This is a genomic window from Pontibacter populi, assembly GCF_019336435.1.
Lineage (GTDB): Bacteria > Bacteroidota > Bacteroidia > Cytophagales > Hymenobacteraceae > Pontibacter > Pontibacter humidus.
In genome coordinates this window covers 45954-64958 of sequence record NZ_JAHWXQ010000008.1, presented here as the reverse complement: position 1 = coordinate 64958, position 19005 = coordinate 45954, and the positions used below count along the sequence as shown (strand labels likewise).

The 19005-nt window shown below is 47.7% G+C and carries 17 protein-coding genes; 14 read left to right on the top strand and 3 right to left on the bottom strand.

Annotated features, from left to right (window positions below):
* Positions 1-79 precede the first annotated feature (79 nt).
* The 14 genes from KYK27_RS18015 to KYK27_RS17955 all read left to right on the top strand — a co-directional run bounded on the left by KYK27_RS18015 (position 80) and on the right by KYK27_RS17955 (position 13660).
* Positions 80-904, top strand: coding sequence for a hypothetical protein (locus KYK27_RS18015; protein ID WP_187069164.1), 825 nt, complete (start codon positions 80-82; stop codon positions 902-904).
* A 245-nt stretch (positions 905-1149) separates the two neighbouring features.
* On the top strand, positions 1150-1533 hold the full coding sequence (locus KYK27_RS18010; protein WP_187069165.1) for an ArsR/SmtB family transcription factor: 384 nt from the start codon (positions 1150-1152) through the stop codon (positions 1531-1533).
* Positions 1530-2168: a mercuric transport protein MerTP gene (gene merTP / locus KYK27_RS18005; RefSeq protein WP_199111705.1), complete on the top strand. Its 639-nt coding sequence runs from the start codon at positions 1530-1532 to the stop codon at positions 2166-2168. Before KYK27_RS18010 ends, merTP begins: the two co-directional genes overlap by 4 nt.
* A 1-nt stretch (position 2169) precedes the next feature.
* Complete coding sequence (locus KYK27_RS18385) at positions 2170-2382, top strand: GDCCVxC domain-containing (seleno)protein (RefSeq protein WP_230407276.1); 213 nt, start codon at positions 2170-2172, stop codon at positions 2380-2382.
* Between the two features lie 270 nt (positions 2383-2652).
* Positions 2653-3081 (top strand): HYC_CC_PP family protein, encoded by a 429-nt coding sequence (locus KYK27_RS18000; protein ID WP_199111704.1) that lies wholly within the window; start codon positions 2653-2655, stop codon positions 3079-3081.
* A 154-nt stretch (positions 3082-3235) separates the two neighbouring features.
* The gene (locus KYK27_RS17995) at positions 3236-4522 is read left to right on the top strand and encodes an efflux RND transporter permease subunit (RefSeq protein WP_199111703.1); all 1287 of its coding nucleotides are present in this window, start codon (positions 3236-3238) and stop codon (positions 4520-4522) included.
* Positions 4523-4545: 23 nt separating this feature from the next.
* Positions 4546-6444 carry an efflux RND transporter permease subunit gene (locus KYK27_RS17990; RefSeq protein WP_199111702.1) on the top strand — a complete coding sequence of 633 codons (1899 nt, stop codon included), beginning with the start codon at positions 4546-4548 and terminating at the stop codon, positions 6442-6444.
* Positions 6431-7693, top strand: coding sequence for a TolC family protein (locus KYK27_RS17985; protein ID WP_199111701.1), 1263 nt, complete (start codon positions 6431-6433; stop codon positions 7691-7693). Before KYK27_RS17990 ends, KYK27_RS17985 begins: the two co-directional genes overlap by 14 nt.
* 104 nt (positions 7694-7797) lie before the next feature.
* Positions 7798-9108, top strand: coding sequence for an efflux RND transporter periplasmic adaptor subunit (locus KYK27_RS17980; protein WP_199111700.1), 1311 nt, complete (start codon positions 7798-7800; stop codon positions 9106-9108).
* Between the two features lie 74 nt (positions 9109-9182).
* Positions 9183-10382: an efflux RND transporter periplasmic adaptor subunit gene (locus KYK27_RS17975; protein WP_199111699.1), complete on the top strand. Its 1200-nt coding sequence runs from the start codon at positions 9183-9185 to the stop codon at positions 10380-10382.
* A 165-nt stretch (positions 10383-10547) separates the two neighbouring features.
* Entirely contained in the window at positions 10548-11183 is a 636-nt protein-coding gene (locus KYK27_RS17970) for a DUF3347 domain-containing protein (protein WP_199111698.1), read from the top strand.
* Between the two features lie 107 nt (positions 11184-11290).
* Positions 11291-12343 carry a YncE family protein gene (locus KYK27_RS17965; RefSeq protein ID WP_199111697.1) on the top strand — a complete coding sequence of 351 codons (1053 nt, stop codon included), beginning with the start codon at positions 11291-11293 and terminating at the stop codon, positions 12341-12343.
* A gap of 33 nt (positions 12344-12376) precedes the next feature.
* Entirely contained in the window at positions 12377-13087 is a 711-nt protein-coding gene (locus KYK27_RS17960; protein WP_199111696.1) for a hypothetical protein, read from the top strand.
* Positions 13088-13195: 108 nt separating this feature from the next.
* Entirely contained in the window at positions 13196-13660 is a 465-nt protein-coding gene (locus KYK27_RS17955; RefSeq protein ID WP_199111695.1) for a nuclear transport factor 2 family protein, read from the top strand.
* 180 nt (positions 13661-13840) lie between these two features.
* Here KYK27_RS17955 and KYK27_RS17950 read toward each other — a convergent pair whose 3' ends face one another.
* From KYK27_RS17950 to KYK27_RS17940, 3 genes are all read right to left on the bottom strand, one after another.
* Positions 13841-16477 carry a multicopper oxidase domain-containing protein gene (locus tag KYK27_RS17950; RefSeq protein WP_233150516.1) on the bottom strand — a complete coding sequence of 879 codons (2637 nt, stop codon included), beginning with the start codon at positions 16475-16477 and terminating at the stop codon, positions 13841-13843.
* A gap of 252 nt (positions 16478-16729) precedes the next feature.
* Positions 16730-18169: an MATE family efflux transporter gene (locus KYK27_RS17945; protein ID WP_199111694.1), complete on the bottom strand. Its 1440-nt coding sequence runs from the start codon at positions 18167-18169 to the stop codon at positions 16730-16732.
* 24 nt (positions 18170-18193) lie between these two features.
* Complete coding sequence (locus KYK27_RS17940) at positions 18194-18898, bottom strand: hypothetical protein (RefSeq protein WP_199111693.1); 705 nt, start codon at positions 18896-18898, stop codon at positions 18194-18196.
* Between the last annotated feature and the right edge of the window lie 107 nt (positions 18899-19005).

Here is a 19005-nt window from a genome sequence, read left to right as displayed (position 1 = left end):
TTCTTTATAATGACATATATGTCATTATAAAGAAGTTGTGCTTATCTTTACAACATGATGCACCCTTAACAGCAAGGACATGATAACAGAGCAATCTCCAAGACTGACCTTTAAAAGAAAAAGCCGCAAGCGCATTGAGGAAATGTGCCGGCAGTACTGGACATTTATAAAAACCCAGCAACACGCAACATCTTTTACTTATACCTTAGAAGCGCTGGCCAACGAGAATCGCTGCGATGTTACCAGTGTGGAGCACACTGTAGCACTGGCCTGTAAGGCTGAAATCTCATGTAGCCTCTGTCATAGCCTTATGCTTGTTGCTAATCGCCGGAAGTTGATTGCTTTGCGCGCAGCAGGCGAACATGCCGTAAACTGCGACGACTGTACTGACTACTTGCGTGTCAACTACAAGAGTTTGTTTGACCTGGAACAACAACCTGCCTATACGAGGCCAGTCATTAATGTTAACCACCCGAAGCACGCTTTTTTCGGCAAGCTGCTAAGTTATTTCCCAAGAGTATATCCGAACCTGGCGCCCTCTACCTTCATTCATCATCGTTCCCCTGTCTATCCTACCAAGGACGATGCATGGTTTGATTATTTTCTGAAGACCAGGGTAACTTTTACCATCTGTAATGCTAAAAATGAGCCAATAGCCATCATAGATTGGCCATCGGGTGAAGGGGAGAATTCCAAAGAAACGATGATGAATTATAAGCGGCGCCTGATGCTAAAGTCTGGTATTAAGTATTATGTCTTTCCAAATGACGAACATACCTTTTTAGCTGAGGCTGAAACACTAAGAATGCGTTGTTTTCTTTCAGTACTTCCTCATAGCTTGGAAGATATACTTTCAGCCACTCAAAAAAGAGAAATCCTATTTTACCAGCTGCCACAGAATTAATACTGTCACTCCGATTATCTCTATCCTGAAAACTGCGGGTGATCAATTACTGCTCTATATATAAGACAAACCGCAGGATTGTCTAGGTTATTACTGTCATGTAGTCAGTATTATTTAAGTTGAATATTCCAGTGATTAAACTTCATAGCATGAGCGATAGATTAGGGGTATTTAAGCATTTGCTTAAATACTTAAAATGAGCTACCTTTGAACAGTTTTGTCTTTAAAAGATAAATGTTCAGCATATGAAGCAAAAGAAACAAACAGCATGCATTAGAGTTTTTGCCAATGAAAAACAGCTCAACTCCTGTAAGCGCAGAATGGAAGAACTAAGAGATCCTTTGGGGTCTGTCGCCAGCGCTTTGAACCTGGCAGGAAACGAGGTTCGCCTTAAAATGCTGTTTTTACTGAAGGAAGAAGGCGAATTATGCCCCTGCGATCTAAGCGACATTCTCTCTATGTCCGTTCCAGCTGTTTCCCAGCACTTGCGCAAGCTCAAGGATGGTGATTTAGTCACCACGAAAAAGATAGCTCAAACAGTTTTCTATGCACTCACCCCCGAATCAGAGATATTACTCCAGCCACATTTTGACTTCTTTACAAACCAAACCGTTAAGAGCGCTTTATGAAAACCCAAGAAAACTCCCTGAAAAGCAGTGGTGCACCTACCGAAAAGATATGGCTTGGCACCAGTCTAGTTGCGGCTTTGGGTGCTTCCCTATGCTGTATTACGCCTCTAGTGGCGTTAGTTGCCGGTACTACCAGTAGTTTAGCTGTCTCCTTTTCCTGGCTGGAGCCGTTGCGCCCTTACCTTATTGGATTGACAACACTTGTGCTGGCCTTTGCGTGGTATCAAAAACTCATGCCGAGCAAACAAGTTGACTGTGATTGCAAAACGAACCTTAAATCAAATTTTATGCAAAGCAAAACCTTTTTATTCCTAGTGTCTCTTTTTGCCGCAGCCATGCTGGCATTTCCTTCCTATGCGCAAATATTTTACCCACAATTACAAGGACAGCAAACAACTGCTGATAAATCAAATGTGCAAATTGTGGAAATTAAAATTAAGGGCATGACCTGTGCTGGTTGTGAAGGTCATGTAAACAGTGAAGTAAATAAGCTAGCGGGTATTTTAAAGGTAGAAACTTCTTATGCCGATGGTAACACGCTGGTCAAGTTTGACAAGACCATAACAGACGTAAAGCAGATTGAGAAAGCTGTAAGCGCCACAGGCTACAAAGTAACTCAAGTTAATCTGAAATAAAATGTCTGCTACTATACGAGTATCTACCATTACCTGCCCTAGTTGCGGGCACCAGAAAGAAGAGCAAATGCCTACAGACGCTTGCCAGTACTTCTATCAATGCCAACAATGTGACGTTATTTTGAAGCCCAAGCCGGGAGATTGTTGCGTGTTTTGCAGCTACGGCACCGTACCGTGCCCACCTATCCAAGAAGACAAAAGCTGCTGTAGATAAGCCTTCCCAAACGGCAATAAAGCCACCTTCGAACAGTAGGTTTTAATATAGCTTTCCTATTGGCTTTCGCTGATTTGTGCAAAAATAAAGACAATCAATAGGTGGAGGCAATCAGAAAGAACTTCCCTCTATTTACTGATTACAAGCATCTTATGAACGTCTGGCACGATAAAGAGAGAGCAACACTCCATAAATATGTAAAAGTTTTTTAGAATTCTGTAAAAATAATTACGCGTTTGCTCCTACCTTTGCCGTAGCGTAACTATAACCATGAAGCTACTTAAGCGGATCCTATTACTCACCCTAGCCCTGCTGGTGCTCGTCTCCTCGACAGGCATTTCGGTGGGCATGCACTTGTGCAGCGGGGAGTTAGAAGATCTTGCCTTCTTTGGGGCTAAAGCAGATTGCCCGATGGAGCAGGAAAAAGAAACGCTGCCACCCTGCCACCAGGTTCCTGCCTCAGCTGCTGCTGAATGCTGCGACGACCATACACTGGTTTTCGAGCATGATAATGCAACTCCCGATTCAAAACCGCTTTTACTTACCAAAACCCTGGACCTGAAATTTGTAGCCGCTTTTAAAGTCGTTATACTTCAGTTCTTCACTCTTGAGGCTGATCCTAAGCCTGCTTACGCTTTCTACGAAGCTCCCCCACTGGATCGCGACATACCGGTGCTGGTGCAATCCTTCCTGCTATAACCTTTACTTTCCGGATGCTATCGTTTGGCTGGCGTAGCTGTGTCTTTTCCGGAGGCTAGCGGCTACTATGCCTATACTTTCTTCTTCGGCATCCCTTCTTACTTGTCATTTTACTGTGACACCTCATTATTTGTTAAGGTTTATTTAAACTTACATGATTGCGAAATTAATTTCCCTTTCGCTCCGTAACCGTTATATCGTGCTGCTCATTTCAGCGGCGCTCTTCGGCTGGGGCTTATATTCGGTACAGACAAATAAGGTAGATGCTATCCCAGATTTGTCTGAGAACCAGGTGATCGTTTTTACAGAATGGATGGGCCGCAGCCCGCAGATCATCGAAGACCAGATCACTTACCCGCTTGTAACCAACCTGCAGGGTTTGCCCGAGGTGAAATATGTGCGCGGCAGTTCCATGTTCGGAATGAGCTTTATCTATGTCATTTTCGAGGATGAGACCGATGTGTACTGGGCCCGAGAGCGGGTATTGGAGCGCCTTAGTTCAGTAGGCAATATGCTGCCCGAAGGCGTTGCCCCTACCCTTGGCCCCGACGGAACTGGCGTAGGTCACATCTTATGGTATACCCTGGATGCCCCCGGCATGGACCTGGGAGAGCAGCGCGCTATCCAGGACTGGTATGTAAAATTCGGTTTGCAAAACGTGAAAGGTGTCAGTGAAGTAGCCTCGTTTGGTGGCTTCCAGAAGCAATACCAGATCACGCTGGACCCAAATAAACTAACCTACTATAAGCTCTCTGTTCCGCAGGTTATTCAATCCATCCGTGCTAATAACAACGAAGCTGGCGGTCGCAAATTCGAGCTTTCCGACATCGGTTACATTATTAAAACCACTGGTTATTTACAGTCGGCTGAAGAGATACAGAACATTGCTATTGCTACGAACAACACCATTCCGGTACGGGTGCGCGATGTAGCCACTGTGCAAATGACAGGTGAAAGCCGCCTGGGTATATTTGACCTGAATGGAGAAGGCGAAGCAGTAGGCGGTATAGTTGTGATGCGCTATGGCGAGAACGCTGACGAAGTGATCGACAACGTAAAACTAAAGATGGCCGAAGTAGCCAAAGGATTACCGGAAGGTGTGAAATTCAACATTGTGTACGACCGCAGCGGCCTAATAAACGAATCTATAGATTCCATCAAAAAGACGCTGATAGAGGAAATGCTGGTTGCTTCTGTAATCGTATTCCTGTTTCTTTTCCATTGGCGCAGTGCTTTGGTTATACTCATCCAGTTACCGCTTTCTGTTGCCATCGGGTTTATACTGCTCAACGCATTCGGTATCTCTTCCAACATCATGTCGCTGACAGGTATTGCCCTTTCGATAGGTGTGATTGTGGATGATGCCATTGTGATGGTAGAGAATGCTTACCGGCACCTAGCAGATGCACAGAAGGGTAAAGAATGGATGGAAGAGGATTAGTATCAGTTATTCAAAATTGAAAAATGAAATTATCAAAAGAAGATAGAATCCGGATCATCGAAAAGGCAGCCAAGCAGGTAGGACCAAGTGTGTTCTGGAGCACCGTAATTGTGATCACGTCGTTCCTCCCGGTGTTCCTGCTCACCGGCCAGGAGGGGAAACTGTTCGGTCCGCTGGCCTGGACAAAGACCTTTATTCTTATCGTGGACGCCATCGTAGCCATCACCCTCACACCGGTACTGATTTCCTTCTTCCTGAAAGGGAAATTCAAGGAAGATAACGCCAACCCGATCAACCGGGTACTGGAACGACTGTACGGGCCACTGTTGAGGTGGTGCCTGGAGTGGCGTAAAACCACCATCGGCGTCAACATCCTGGCACTGCTGGTAGCCATACCCATGCTTTTCAGTTTGGGTACCGAATTCATGCCGCCACTGGATGAAGGTTCCATCCTGTTTATGCCCGTAACGCTACCGGATATTTCCAACGCCGAAGCCAAACGCATTCTACAGGTACAGGACAAGATCATCAAATCGGTACCGGAAGTTGAAAGCGTATTGGGCAAAGCTGGTCGTGCCAGCACGGCCACCGACAACTCTCCCATCAGCATGATCGAGACCATCATCATGCTCAAACCACAGTCGGAATGGCGCGATGGCATCACCAAACAGGACATCATCCGCGAGCTCGATACCAAGCTGCAGATTCCGGGCGTAGTGAACGGCTGGACCATGCCCATCATCAACCGCATCAACATGCTGGCTACCGGCATCCGGACGGATGTAGGTGTGAAAGTATACGGTCAAAACCTGGATTCAATAGCTGCGGTGTCTGAAAGAGTACGCGGTGCTTTGCGTGATGTGGAAGGCGTAAACGACCTGTACGTGGAGCCGATCACTGGTGGTAAATACCTTGAGATTGATATTAACCGCGAAGCACTTGGTCGCTATGGATTAACGGTAGATGACGTGAACATGATCGTGGAATCTGCCCTGGGTGGTACTTCCATCGGGAATACCATTGAAGGTCGTCAGCGGTTTTCGATCAACGTGCGCCTGGCGCAGGACTACCGCAACAGCGTAGAGCGCATCCAGCGCATCCCGATACAAACAGCTACAGCCGGAACTATCCCATTATCCTCCGTAGCAACAATAGGTTTTGCCGACGGTCCGCCCATGATCAATTCTGAAAATGCGCAGCTGCGAGGAGCCGTGCTCTTTAACGTGCGCGACCGCGATTTAGGAAGTACGGTGAAAGAAGCGATCGAAAAGATAAACCAGGAAGTAACGGGTATACCGGAAGGCTATTACCTGGAGTGGAGCGGTCAATGGGAGAACCAGGTGCGCGCCAACCAGACCTTGAAGCTCATCATTCCGCTGGTGGTGCTCATCATCTTCTTTATTTTATACTTCTCCTTCAACTCTCTGAAAGAGGCCTTCTTCAGCCTGATCACTATTCCGTTTGCCCTGATTGGGGGGGTGTTCATCGTTTACTTTTATGGCGTGAATTTGTCGGTAGCCGTGGCGGTGGGCTTTATTGCGCTCTTTGGTATGGCCATCGAGACGGGGATGCTGATGGTGGTATACTTAAACGAGGCGATGAAGGAACTGGCAGACACCAAAGGAAATTCCAACGAGACGATCACCAACCAGGACATCCGCGACTATGTGTTCAAGGGAGCGGTGAAACGCCTGCGCCCGAAGATCATGACCGTATCGGTATCGCTGTTCGGTTTGATCCCGGTGCTGTGGGCAACCGGCATAGGCACCGACGTGATGTTACCCATTGTGCTTCCGCTGATCGGAGGTGTGTTTACCTCCTCCATTCACATTCTGCTGGTAACCCCGGTGGTGTTTGAGATGATGAAAGAATATGAATTAAGAAAACACGGAAAACTCGATATATACGATGTTAAGCACTAAGAAATTAAGTTGGTTGTTTGTGTTTGTAATGTTGCTGGCCGGCACTCCGGTGCTGGCCCAGCAACAGCAAACAATGAACCTGGACAGTGTGCTGCAGCGGATAAGTGCTAATAACCCGATGCTGCAGCAACACAATTACCGCGCCAAAGCGATGGATGCTTACGCCGAGGGTGCCAAAAGCTGGATGGCCCCGATGGTAGGTGGCGGCGTTTATATGGCGCCCTACCCAGGCGCAGAAGTGATGACTGAGAGTGATAAAGGCTCGCTGATGGTTTCAGCCGAGCAGGACATTCCAAACCCGATAAAGCAACGCGCCAAAGAAAAGTACATGAAATCCAGAGCTGGTATTGAGCAGGCAGCAAAGGATGTCACCTATAACGACTTGCGTGCCCAGGCCAAAACAGCCTACTATAACTGGGTGGTGCTGGAAAAACAACTGTCGGTACTAAAAGACAATGAGCGCATCATGGAATACATGCTCAAGCTGGCCCGTATCCGCTACCCCTACAGCCGGGGCAAGCTGGGCGGTGTTTACAAAGCAGAAGCCAGGCTGCACGAAGTACAGAACATGCAGGTGATGACGGCTTCGCAGATCGAACAGCAGAACGTGCAGCTCAACATGCTAATGAACCTGCCAAAGGATCAGAAGTATAAAATTGACACCACAATCGTTGCTCCTGCACCTGCTGCGCTTGCAGTTGATACCACTTACCTGGCCAGCTCCCGTAGCGACATCCGCCAACTCGACAGAACAATTCAGTCTATGCACTTGAACGTCGAGATGGAAAAGAAAGAACGCCTGCCAGATTTCAGCCTGCGCTTTGACCACATGTCTCCCCGCGACCCTATGATGCCGCAGCAGTTTACGGCAATGGGGATGATTTCCATTCCGATTGCCCCATGGTCTTCGAAGATGTACAAGGCTAATACCAAAGCCATGAACCTGGAGATACAGGCCATGCAAAGCGAGCGAGAAGCCATGCTCAACGAAGCACAAGGGATGGCCCGTAACATGGCACTTGAGCTGAATACCATGCGGCAGCAGGCCGAAAACTACAACAGCAGAATCATTCCGGCACTCAAAAAGAACTACGATGTGACCATGCTAGCCTACGAGCAGAACAACGAAGAATTGCCTTTGGTAATTGATGCCTGGGAAGCTTTGAACATGGCGCAGATGGAGTATCTCAAGTTGCTACAGTCCCTTTATCAGATGACGGTAAGCTATGAGAAAGAGATAGAAAGATAAATTATCAATACCTGGGTTTGAATAATAGAATGGTGAGCTCGATTTCATAGTCGATCATTCATATTTATTCAAAATTCAATTATTCACTCATTCAAAAATTGAACATGAAACGATATTTGAACATACTCTTCCTGCTAGTAGCCTTTGCTGTGGCGGCCTGCTCCGTGGAAGAAAAAACACATGCAGAAGGTGAAACGGAATACACCTGCCCCATGCACCCACAGGTAGTCAAAAGCGAACCTGGCTCCTGCCCTATCTGCGGCATGGACTTAGTTCCTAAAGCCGTACAAGGTGAAGGTGTTGAGCTAACCGAAGACCTTGCTTTTTTGCTCAAGCCAACCAATACCACCGTTGTTTCTAACATTGCTACGGTCAAACCTGTGCAAAAGACTGTCGAAGCCACAGTGCAGCTGGATGGTATTATCACCTATGATCCACGACGGGTTTATTCTGTTCCGGCGCGTATAAGTGGTCGTATTGAGAAACTGTTTGTCAAGTTTAATTTCCAGCCGATCCGCAAAGGCCAAAAGCTGATGGAAGTCTATAGCCCGGATCTAATCACGGCCCAAAAAGAGCTGCTGTACTTAGTGCAGTCGGCTCCGGAAGACAAGGAGCTGATCGTAGCTGCCAGGCAAAAACTAAAGTACCTGGGTGCCACCAATGAGCAGATCAACCGCCTGATCCGCACAGGGGAAGAAAGCTATACGTTCGCGCTTTACAGCCCCTACGATGGCTACGTGGTCGACCTGAACGCATCAGCACCTGCTGCTTCGGCAAGTGGCGCTACAGCACCAGCTGCCAGCGCTGGTGGGGGTATGGACGCCATGGGAGGTAGTAACGCTACTACCACAACTCCAGCAGCCTCCAGTACGCCAGCTGGACAAGCCATACAGTTGCGTGAGGGCATGTATGTCACCACAGGGCAGTCCCTGTTGCGGGTGGTAAATGCTGCGCAGTTGTGGGCAGAGTTTAATATCCCCACAGGTAAGATGCAGTCATTAGCAAAAGGTTCTCCTGTGGTAATATCATTTCCGCAACTACCCGGCGAAAAGCTGGAGGCCAACATCGATTTCTTTCAGCCCTTTTTTGATGAAGGTGAAAATTTTGCCAAGGCGCGCGTGTATTTGCCTGGCAACCTGAAATCAGTAATGGTAGGGCAATTGGTAAGTGCGCAGGCAACATACAGCACTGACACTTCCCTTTGGGTACCCAGCGTTGCGGTGCTGGATATTGGCACCAAGATAGTCGCTTTTATAAAAAGAAATGGTGTATTTGAGCCTGTCGCTGTTACCACTGGCACTGACGCTGGCAGTGAGACCCAAATCATATCCGGTTTAAAGCAAACGGACGTCATTGCTGCCAACGCACAGTTCCTGGTAGACAGTGAAAGCTTTATAAAAGTGAATAATAAATAACTGACTTTTGAATAACTGAATAAAATTGAAGCACATTCAATTTTATTCAGTTATTCAACTATTCAAAATTAGACATGAGACGATATTTGAACATACTCTTCCTGCTGGTAGCCTTTGCCGTGGCTGCCTGCTCGGTGGAAGAAAAAACACACGCGGAAGGGGAATCGGCAACCTATACCTGCCCGATGCACCCGCAAATTGTGCAGGATAAACCGGGCACTTGCCCTATCTGCTTTATGGACCTAGTGCCGGTATCGCAGACGGGTAAGGAGAATGGTGAACTTGTTTTAATGGAAAGCCAGATCAAGCTAGGAAACATCAAAACAATGCGTGTTAAAGCAGGTTCAGCTGGCAGCAACGCCATACTTACCGGCAAACTGGTACTCGACGAAACGCAAACCGATGTGATCAGCAGCCGTGCCGCGGGACGCATCGAAAAACTGTACCTGAAAGAGAACGGGCAAACGATTAAAAAAGGGCAAACGCTGTACGAACTATACTCCGAAGAACTTCTGACCCTGCAACGCGAATACCTACTAGCCCTGCGTCAGAACCAGGAACTGGGGAAAGAGAATCCACGATTTGCTTCCTTCCTGGAGGCTGCTAAAAAGAAGCTGCTGCTCTATGGGTTAACCGAAGGGCAGATAAGGAGTTTGGCTAAAACCGGAAATGTAAATTCACGGATAACTTTTGTAGCTCCCGCCAGTGGCGTTGTTACAGAAGTAGCCGCTGCCGAAGGCCAGTATGTAGCCGAAGGCAGTGTACTTTATAAGCTTGGCAAACTGGGCAAGATCTGGGTAGAGGCTGAACTATATCCGCAGGAAGTGGCTAACGTGAAAGAAGGTGATCCTATCCAGGTATTGGTGGAAGGTTTTGACAAGGAGCCGGTAGCGGCAAAAGTAACTTTCATCAGTCCGGAATTCAGGGCCGGTAGCCAGGTTGTTATCCTTCGTGCTGAATTGCCAAACGCCAATGAGCAGTACCTGCCAGGCATGCAGGCCAACGTGATCATCGATAAGCCCAAAAGCGCTACCTTAACCCTGCCTACCGATGCCGTAATCCGCGACGGAAATGGGGCGCACGTATGGGTACAATCAGGCAAGGACACTTTTAAAGCACAAATGGTAACTATAGGAGAAGAAAGCGCGGACAACGTGGCGATACTCTCCGGCCTGAAAGAAAACGACAAAGTAGTAGTATCCGGCGCGTACCTGCTCTACAGCGAATTTGTATTGAAAAAAGGCACTAACCCGATGGCTGTCCATCAGCACTAATTAATTTCTGATATGAAAGAATGTTGCAAATCCGGCGACGAAAAACCAGACAGTAAGTGGCGCAGGTGGCTAAGCTGGCTCGTCATTGGTATTGTAACTCTAATCATACTCTCGGTACTGATAAACCAATTTAAATAAATTTCAATTAACTAATTTCTAAAAACAATGCTGAAAAAGACTTTTGTAGCCGCTGTTATGGCAACTTTCCTATTTACTTCATGCTCCGAAGCAAAACAGGATACTACTGCTACTGCCGAAACTGAAAAAATGGAGCACCATGAAGGCATGGCGCACGGTGAAGCCACACCTGCTTCAGACAAAGTGGTAGTAGAAACGCCAGATTATACTTCGGTAGCAGGCCCTGTAAAAGAGCAGGTTGCTACCGTGGTAAATAAGTACCTGAAATTAAAAGACAAGCTGGTTGCTTCTAACGCGCAGCAGGCACAGGAGGATGCCAAAGCCGTAGTAGCTGCAGCCGAGAAAGTAGATGTAACGGCACTGCAAGGTGAGCAGAAAACTTTTGCAGAAGAAAAACTAAGTGAGGTAAAGCAAGCTGCATCTGACATGGCAGAAACTACTGACTTAGAAGCACAACGTGCCCAACTGGAACTACTATCTGAAGCTACATTTGCCCTGACCAAAGCATTTGGTGCCGCGAATGAAACATTATATTACCAGCACTGCCCGATGGCTAACAACGACCAGGGTGCCTATTGGCTGAGCTCGAATGAGGAGATCCGCAACCCATACTTTGGTGAGAAGATGCTCAAGTGCGGTAGTACAGAGGAGGTGTTTAATTAACATAGAAGAAGGGAGCAGTACTAAAAAGCGCTCCCTTCTTTATCAACTTTAGTCAAATCAGGAAGCAGGGCTTGCGTTCTACCTGCGTCTATCAACTTCATAACCTCATGCATAAATTCGGGACATCAATTATTGGGGCCTTTGCACTTGCCGGTAGCCTTATGGCTTGTAACGACCTCATGGTACACGACGAGCAGATGACACCCTTGAACCTAACTTACCCGGCTGCTTTTGTCGTGAATGGGCTAGATAATACGGTTGCTGTTATCAGGCTAAGTGAAAATCAACTTTCAGAAACGATCAAACTACAGGATGCCGTAGCGCCCCACCACATATCGATAAGTCCTGATAAAACAACACTTGCTGTTGCGATCACTTCCACTGATTTAAGCGGCGGGCATGATGGTATGGATGAAAGCGACAAATCAACTAAGGTAATTATTTTGGATGCAGTAACCGGCTTAGTCAAGCAAACGCTCCTTTTACCCAGTATGCCACATAATGCAGCATTCAATGCTGCCGGGAATGAGCTGTGGATCGGACAGCAAAATGAGAATTCTGGAACTGTGCTTGTATTTGATACGGGTGATTGGTCTATCAAATCAGTAATCACTGTAGGCAAGAACCCTTCTGAGGTCACCTTCGCTACAGATGGCAATTTAGCCTTTGTTGCCAATACCGGTGATGCATCCGTCTCGGTGATTGATCCTTCATCCAAGACAGTGTTAAAAACCTTACAGGTGGGCAAAGACCCAGTAGGGGCTTGGCCGGCTACCGATGGCAATATGTATGTGGATAATGAAAGCGCGAAGACAGTCAGTATCATAAATGTAGCATCAACAACGGTAACAGAAACACTTGCCCTTGGATTTAAGCCAGGGTATGTAGCCTACCAGGAGGATTCAAAGGAACTCTGGGTAAGCAATGCCACTGACGGTAAAGTAGTGGTCTATCAACGGGTCGGCGATAGCTGGATAAAAAAGGCAGAGGTAGCAACCGGCGCTGATGCACATGCCATTGCCTTCAATTCAGACAAAAGCCTAGCCTACATCACCAACCAGGGTGCAGGTACCGTGACCGTGCTAGATGCGACAACCTATACCAAAGTAAAAGAACTTGCCATTGGCCGCATGCCCAACGGCATTGTCATCAAACCATAATCTTTTAAACGATCAAACACTCTAATTTCACCCATGACACACAAACATTACATTCTGAAACCCTTTATCGGCGTAGTGGCTCTCTACTTACTCGCTGCCTCTTCTGTCCTGGCACACGGAGGCGAGAAGCACGATAAGAAAAAAGCAGAGCCAGCAAAAGTTGTAACTGTCGATACAGCCCATGCCTCGCACCCGGCCAATGATACCGTAATGGCACAGCAGCCAGTGCCAGCTGCCAGTGAGCATACGGAAGCCCATGAGCACACGCCAAGCGAAGTACATGCCTCACTCAGCGATTTCCCGAACACCCATCCGCTCATTGTCCACTTTCCGATCATGCTGCTGATGGTAGCAGCGGCAGTACTATTGGTTAACATCAAGTTCTTGCGCAAAGAATTAGACTGGGTTGCTACCGTTGCCACCCTGATTGGATTTGGCACGGCTTACGTGGCTGCCAACTACAACCACCCGCATACGTCCGGGCTAACCGACCATGCCCAGCTGGTGCTTGACCAGCACGACCTATATGCTGAATGGACCGTGTATCTGGGAGCAGTAGGCGTGGTTGTACAGCTGCTTAGCCAATTCTTATTCAAGGGCAAGCGCTGGAGCGTGGCTGTGGCTGCGCTTGTATTAACAGGCTCCGCGTATGCTGTCTCCATGGCCGGCCATTACGGAGCGCAACTCGTGCACATCGAGGGTGTCGGGCCTCAAGGAAAATTCCTGGAAGAACACCACCATTAAGCTCCAGCCTAGAAGAGAATCAGCTAAAGGCGCTTCTTGAGCTATTATTTTCTCTTAGAAGCGCTTTTGCTTATAAAATCATTTTTTTTAACCTCTCACAAATACCATATGAAGAAATTTTTAGCTATCTTTTTTGCTGTTTGCCTGCTATCCCTGCAACAGCTGAATGCACAACCTACAGTTGAACGTGATGTACAGCAGGTAAAATTAGTGCTGGGCAACTATAAAGCGGCTGTAGAGGCTTTAGACGCCTCTAAAACACAGCACCTCTTTGCACCCGACTCTAGAGTATTCGAGTCAGGGGGCGTGGAAGGCACGTATGCCAATTACCTTGATCATCACCTGGCACCTGAGCTCAAAGTATTTAAGTCTTTTAACTACAGCGACTATAAAGTGGATGTGCAAGTAGATGGCCCTTACGCCTTTGCCACGGAGACCTACACCTACACAATTGTACTAGCTAAGGACGGAAGTACGATCAAAAAGAAAGGGGTGGCCACTTCCATCCTAAAGAAGAGTAATGGAACATGGCAGATAATGAGCTTGCACAGCTCCTCCAGAAATACAAAGTAATTGCATCTTCGCTAAATCCGACTTATAAGAGGTAATTTGGCAGTAAATCAAGCCATGGTAAACTCTTAAACCCGCATAGGCTTTAAAAAGCCCGGCTAACAGCAACGTCAGCCGGGCTTTCTCATTTATAGGAGTTGTAAGTTCAGCATTAGAAGATTAGCAGAACTTTAATTACCTGCTTCAATAAACAAATGTAAGGCCAGCACCATACTTCATATCACTGTCGTAATGCGTTGATAAGGCCACATACTTGGTGACCACATATCGCAGGCCGGCCATGTATTCTTTATCGGTGTTACCCATCAGGTTAAGGCGCAGGCGGCTTGTTAGTGGTACATCTTCGCGCCGCAACTGGAAACGCAGTTTACCCTTGGTGTCAATTCTGGCTTCTGACACGATCAGCATAGGCAACGTATATTGCACCCCGGCTACGGCAACCTTCCGGTTATCCTGGTTGCTTAACTGTCCAAACATGTTTTCCTCAGGCTCATTCTCTACACTGTTGTAGTGATAGTCAAAGCCGATAAAAGGAAAGAGCCACTGCATTTTCCCGAAATAACGCCCAAAGTAGGTCTCGCTTTCTAGACCATACTCCTTCTTAGAACCAACCCGCCATTCGGTAGAGATCTGGTAACGGGAGTTAGCAAGTATAAATTCGCCGTCGCTGCCGTTGCTCTCCAGCCCTACCATTGCAGACGGCAGGAAAACCTTGTCCTCGCGGTTAAACATCTTTTGGGCCCGCTCAGGATCCGGAAGATCAGGATTGGGTGGCGAGTTCTGGTAGGTAAAAACCCGGCCCATACCCGCCATCATGTGATAAAGTATATGGCAATGGAAAAACCAGTCGCCACTCTCGGAGGCAGCAAATTCCAGGGTATCCGTCTCCATCGGTAAAATATCGACTACATTTTTCAAAGGGGCATATTCGCCTTGTTTGTTCAACACCCTGAAATCGTGCCCGTGCAGGTGCATGGGGTGGCGCATCATGGAGTTGTTGAACATGATCACTTTTACGTTCTCCCCTTTTTTGATCAGAATCTTGTCTGATTCCGACACCGTCTTGTTATCCAGAGTCCAGACGTAGCGGTTCATGTTGCCGGTGAGCTCAAAACGCAGCACTTTCTCCGGACCGGGTTTCAGGGTGGTTATTTCAGGTGCGCGCAACATACCGTAGTTCAGGGTAACCATCTCGCCACTGCTGCCACTCATGTTCATGTTCTGCATGTCGTGCCTCTGCATGTTATGGCCCTGGTGTGAAGTGGTGTCAGTTTGCTGATTCATCTGCATACTTGTGTCGGCAGCTGGTTTAGCCATATCCTCTCCGTGCATGCTATGCTCCTGAGCTGAGGCTTCCGGGTACATCACGCTGTTCATGTCCATTTGCTGGTTGCTCATTTCCATGCCCATCGGCTCCATATCCCCGTTCATTTTCATCATGCCGTTCATCATTTTCATGCCTTCAAAGTACTTGAGCTTGCCTAAACGCTCGGCCGGCATTTTCATGCCTCTGCCCAGCCACAGCGAAGTGGCATTGGTGCGGTCTTCGGCAGTCGCCAAGAACTCGTATTGCATGTTTTCAGGTATAGTTACCAGCAGGTCATAGGTTTCTGCAGGCGCGATGATTAGGCGGTCCACTTCTACCGGCTCTACATCATTGCCATCATTACCAACCACCGTAATCTTACTGCCGGAGTAGGTTAGCCAGAAATAGGTGGATGCCCCGCCATTTACAATCCGCAGCTTTACAACATCTCCGGCCGTAAAGTGTGTCTGTTCCGCAATGTCCTGCCCGTTGGTTAAAAACTTCTCGTACGCCACGTCACTTACATCCATGGCCGTCATCCGTTTCCATTCATTTTTAAGTTTGGTGCCAAAATGACCTTTTTTTATGGCCTCTGCATAACCTTGAGTAGCACCTTTCTGAATCGCAAACCAGTCGTTGGCGCTGCGCAATGACCGGTATACTTCTTTGGGGTTCATATCCGTCCAGTCGCTCAGCACTATAGGTATAGCCGGCATTTCCGGTTCATTCACCTTGTTAAAGATCAGGGCACCGTACATACCGCTTTGCTCCTGAAAGGCACTGTGGCTGTGGTACCAGTAAGTACCGTTTTGAATGATGGGGAATTTGTAGAGGTAAGTAGAATGGGGCTTGATCGGTTTTTGGGTAAGCCAGGGAACCCCGTCAAAGCGGTTGGGCAGAAACACACCGTGCCAATGGATGGAAGTTTCCACATCCATCTCATTATGCACATAGATCTCAGCCGTATCGCCCTGGGTAAAGGTTAAAGCAGGCGCCGGAATGCTGCCATTTATGGCCACTGCTCTCCTTGTTCTTCCGGTAAAGTTTACAAGCGTATCTCTTACATAGAGATCATAACGCACGGTGCGGGGTTTATAGGTCTGCCCCGGGCTCTCCGGTTTATGTCCTGCTTTATGAACAGGCTTATCTTTTTCTTCCGGATTTTGTACAGGTGTTACTAGCTTTTGCTGCGTAGGCTGCGCATGTTCATGAGCAGGCTGTGCTTTTTTCTGAGTCGGCTTCGCTTGTTTCTGCTGCACAGGTTTTTTAATAGGTGTCGCAGGCTTGGCTTTTATAGCTTTCTTTAGCGGAGCCTGTTGTTTTTTAGCCGGGGCTTTGGATTTCTTCTTTACCAGCGTCATGCCGCACTTAGGGCATTTACCGGGCTTAATGCTTTGCACTTCCGGGTGCATGGGGCACGTATAGATCTCGGTCTGTTGTTGCTGGGTTGGCTTATGCTGTTCGTGCTGCGCGAAAGTATACTGCCCTGTGCCGAGCAATAATACTAGTATCAAAAGTTTATACATTTTAAGCTGCTACAAAATAAAAAATGTTCTAAAGTTTGCCTGTTACTAGCAATGCTTACCGTGTTTTGAACAAGCTAAGCGAGTGCGACTACAGTTATAGTTCTGTTTTACACGAAACAGCTTAATAAGTTGGACCAGCCTCACTTTTACGTTTATATGTAGACGATTGTGCGGCCGATAAATGTACCTAAACACCCTCCTATTAACCCATCCCATTATCACTGGCTATAGTATTCCGGCTTAGTAATTGTTAACGCAGTCAGACATAGTCTCTTTAATAGACTGTGGATGACATTGTGATTCCACCTCTGCCTCCTTTTCCAGGTTCATCCAAGTGCCCTTCGCGAATTTATAAGCCAGTACTCCTGCACGGGTTACAATGTCTATACCAATGGCGATCCAGACACCTGTAAGCCCCCAGCCCAAGGTTATTCCCAAGTAATAAACCAGAACAGTGCGAATGGCCCACATACCGGCTGCCGTCAGGTACATGGGGAACTTCGTATTATTGGCAGCCTGGTATGCGCCTGTAAGCGTTAATAGAGCCGCCAAAAACGGCTGAAACGTACCAGAAACCTTCAGGGCGTTTCCTATTTTAGAGATCACCTCCGGGTCTTCAGAGAACAGACTGCCTGCCCACTCTCCCAGGAAGAAGAGCAGTAAACCCAGCACTCCCATAATGCCCACAGCCATCCAGGCTCCTATCTTCGTAAAGGAAATCGCCTCCTCTATTTTTCCTGCACCTATCTGCTGCCCGGCAAGAATAGTAACCGCTGTAGCAAATCCATAACCTGCCATATAAGAGATCACCTCCACGTTACCGGCAATCTGATGTGCGGCGAAGACGTTGGTGCCCAGCGAAACAATAAATCCGAAGTATACGATCTGCCCGGTCCGCATGATGAGCACCTCACCGGCTGCAGGGCTGCCTAATGTAGCAAGTTCCTTCTGATGGCCCCAGTCTACCGACCAGAAGTCTTTCCGGAAGGCCAGCACCTCCGAGCGCTGTATGTAGTAGACAAGCAGTAGGGTTCCAAGTACACGGGAAGCAACTGTGGCCAGCGCCGCACCTGTTACGCCCATTTCCGGGAAGATCCAGAACCCGAAAATAAGAGCATACCCCAGGAGCGCATGAAAGATGTTGATGAGAATACTGACTTTCATGGGTGCCCGTGTGTTACCTGAGCCCCGTAAATTGGCACTAAGCGCAAACATGAGCGACATAAACACGGAAGGAATACCCACAACCCGGAAATAGTTCTCCCCAATATCCAGCACCTGCTCTTCCAGCCCCATGAGCGTGAGCAGGGGGCGTGCAAAAAACAACGTTACGATACCTGTCAGAATGCCAAAAAGGATGGAAAGTATAATTGCTTGCTGCGCTATATGCCGGGCTCTTTCGACCTGTTTCGCTCCCAGCGCATTTGCCACCCTTACGTTTGCTGCCACCCCGATCGCCATAAAGACGGCAAAGTAGATAGCCAGTATGGCGTTGGTGGCCCCTATGGCAGAAACCTCCGCTAGGCCTATCTTTGAGACAAAATAGACATCCACAAAGCCAATGAATGTCTGAAAGAAGTTCTCTACTACTGCCGGAAAAGCAAGGAGCAGGACAATCTTCATTTTGCCACGAAAAGTGACAGCAATTGGTATATCTACACGCTCTTTATTAACTTCCATTGGTAATATTGCGATGTGCTGCGTTTAGTGATGGTGCCCATGAAGTCCCTGCCCCGGAAGCTCAGCTACCTGCACGACATAATCCAGGGTATACAGTAGCCCGTTCAGCAGGAACTGAATCCATACCCGGTATAGTCCTGTGGCAGTAAAAGCGGAGTGCAGCACCAGCACGTCCTTGTGCACCATGGGGTGGACATGAAGGTATTCTTTTGTATCCACATTGATCATGACAACATGCGCCTTAGCACCAAGATAATCACCTAGTGAAGAGGCTGGTATTACAGCCTCCCCCTGTTTGATAGTAACACGTATGGCACTGAGGTCCTGCACATCCAGTCGCACGCTCACATTGTCAACTGATCTACTGAGCACATCCTGCTGGTAGCGCTGTACGTCCCGTTTATTACCGGCAACATCCACCTTTTTTTGGATAACAAGCGGTAATCCGTTCAGGGGCTTTACATCACAGTAAAGGAGGAACTTGCAGCCAAAGGGAAATGTGAAGTCGACAGTGTATTCCTTGCCTGTCTTTTCCGGGTGCTCGTGGGCAAAGAAAGAAAGATCCTCTGATACAATGATCAGGTGAATGTCTTTGGTGTGCACCTCTTCCAGTTCAAGGGGATTCCCGTCTGCCTGGGTACTGATAGGGGTTAGCCCAACTCTAGTTATTTCTTGCGCCTTTACGGGATGAGGTTCATACGCAAATAAAACATCAATCGTATTTCCCATAGTATAACTTTTTGCCTAATATGTGAGCTGTGAAACAGTAGTAGAGTACAGAAGTGGCTTTGAAAAACTGGCACCTAATGCACTGCAGTGCCTATTAGGTTAAATGA

What these genes read in the sequence shown, in the direction of transcription:
- KYK27_RS18015 (WP_187069164.1), top strand. Translation starts at nt 80, where the DNA reads ATGATAACAGAGCAATCTCCAAGACTGACCTTTAAAAGAAAAAGCCGC.
- KYK27_RS18010 (WP_187069165.1), top strand. Translation starts at nt 1,150, where the DNA reads ATGAAGCAAAAGAAACAAACAGCATGCATTAGAGTTTTTGCCAATGAA.
- KYK27_RS17955 (WP_199111695.1), top strand. Translation starts at nt 13,196, where the DNA reads ATGAAGAAATTTTTAGCTATCTTTTTTGCTGTTTGCCTGCTATCCCTG.
- KYK27_RS17990 (WP_199111702.1), top strand. Translation starts at nt 4,546, where the DNA reads ATGAAATTATCAAAAGAAGATAGAATCCGGATCATCGAAAAGGCAGCC.
- KYK27_RS17970 (WP_199111698.1), top strand. Translation starts at nt 10,548, where the DNA reads ATGCTGAAAAAGACTTTTGTAGCCGCTGTTATGGCAACTTTCCTATTT.
- KYK27_RS17980 (WP_199111700.1), top strand. Translation starts at nt 7,798, where the DNA reads ATGAAACGATATTTGAACATACTCTTCCTGCTAGTAGCCTTTGCTGTG.
- KYK27_RS17975 (WP_199111699.1), top strand. Translation starts at nt 9,183, where the DNA reads ATGAGACGATATTTGAACATACTCTTCCTGCTGGTAGCCTTTGCCGTG.
- KYK27_RS17995 (WP_199111703.1), top strand. Translation starts at nt 3,236, where the DNA reads ATGATTGCGAAATTAATTTCCCTTTCGCTCCGTAACCGTTATATCGTG.
- KYK27_RS17965 (WP_199111697.1), top strand. Translation starts at nt 11,291, where the DNA reads ATGCATAAATTCGGGACATCAATTATTGGGGCCTTTGCACTTGCCGGT.
- KYK27_RS17985 (WP_199111701.1), top strand. Translation starts at nt 6,431, where the DNA reads ATGTTAAGCACTAAGAAATTAAGTTGGTTGTTTGTGTTTGTAATGTTG.
- KYK27_RS17945 (WP_199111694.1), bottom strand. Translation starts at nt 18,169, where the DNA reads ATGGAAGTTAATAAAGAGCGTGTAGATATACCAATTGCTGTCACTTTT.
- KYK27_RS17940 (WP_199111693.1), bottom strand. Translation starts at nt 18,898, where the DNA reads ATGGGAAATACGATTGATGTTTTATTTGCGTATGAACCTCATCCCGTA.
- merTP (WP_199111705.1), top strand. Translation starts at nt 1,530, where the DNA reads ATGAAAACCCAAGAAAACTCCCTGAAAAGCAGTGGTGCACCTACCGAA.
- KYK27_RS18385 (WP_230407276.1), top strand. Translation starts at nt 2,170, where the DNA reads ATGTCTGCTACTATACGAGTATCTACCATTACCTGCCCTAGTTGCGGG.
- KYK27_RS18000 (WP_199111704.1), top strand. Translation starts at nt 2,653, where the DNA reads ATGAAGCTACTTAAGCGGATCCTATTACTCACCCTAGCCCTGCTGGTG.
- KYK27_RS17960 (WP_199111696.1), top strand. Translation starts at nt 12,377, where the DNA reads ATGACACACAAACATTACATTCTGAAACCCTTTATCGGCGTAGTGGCT.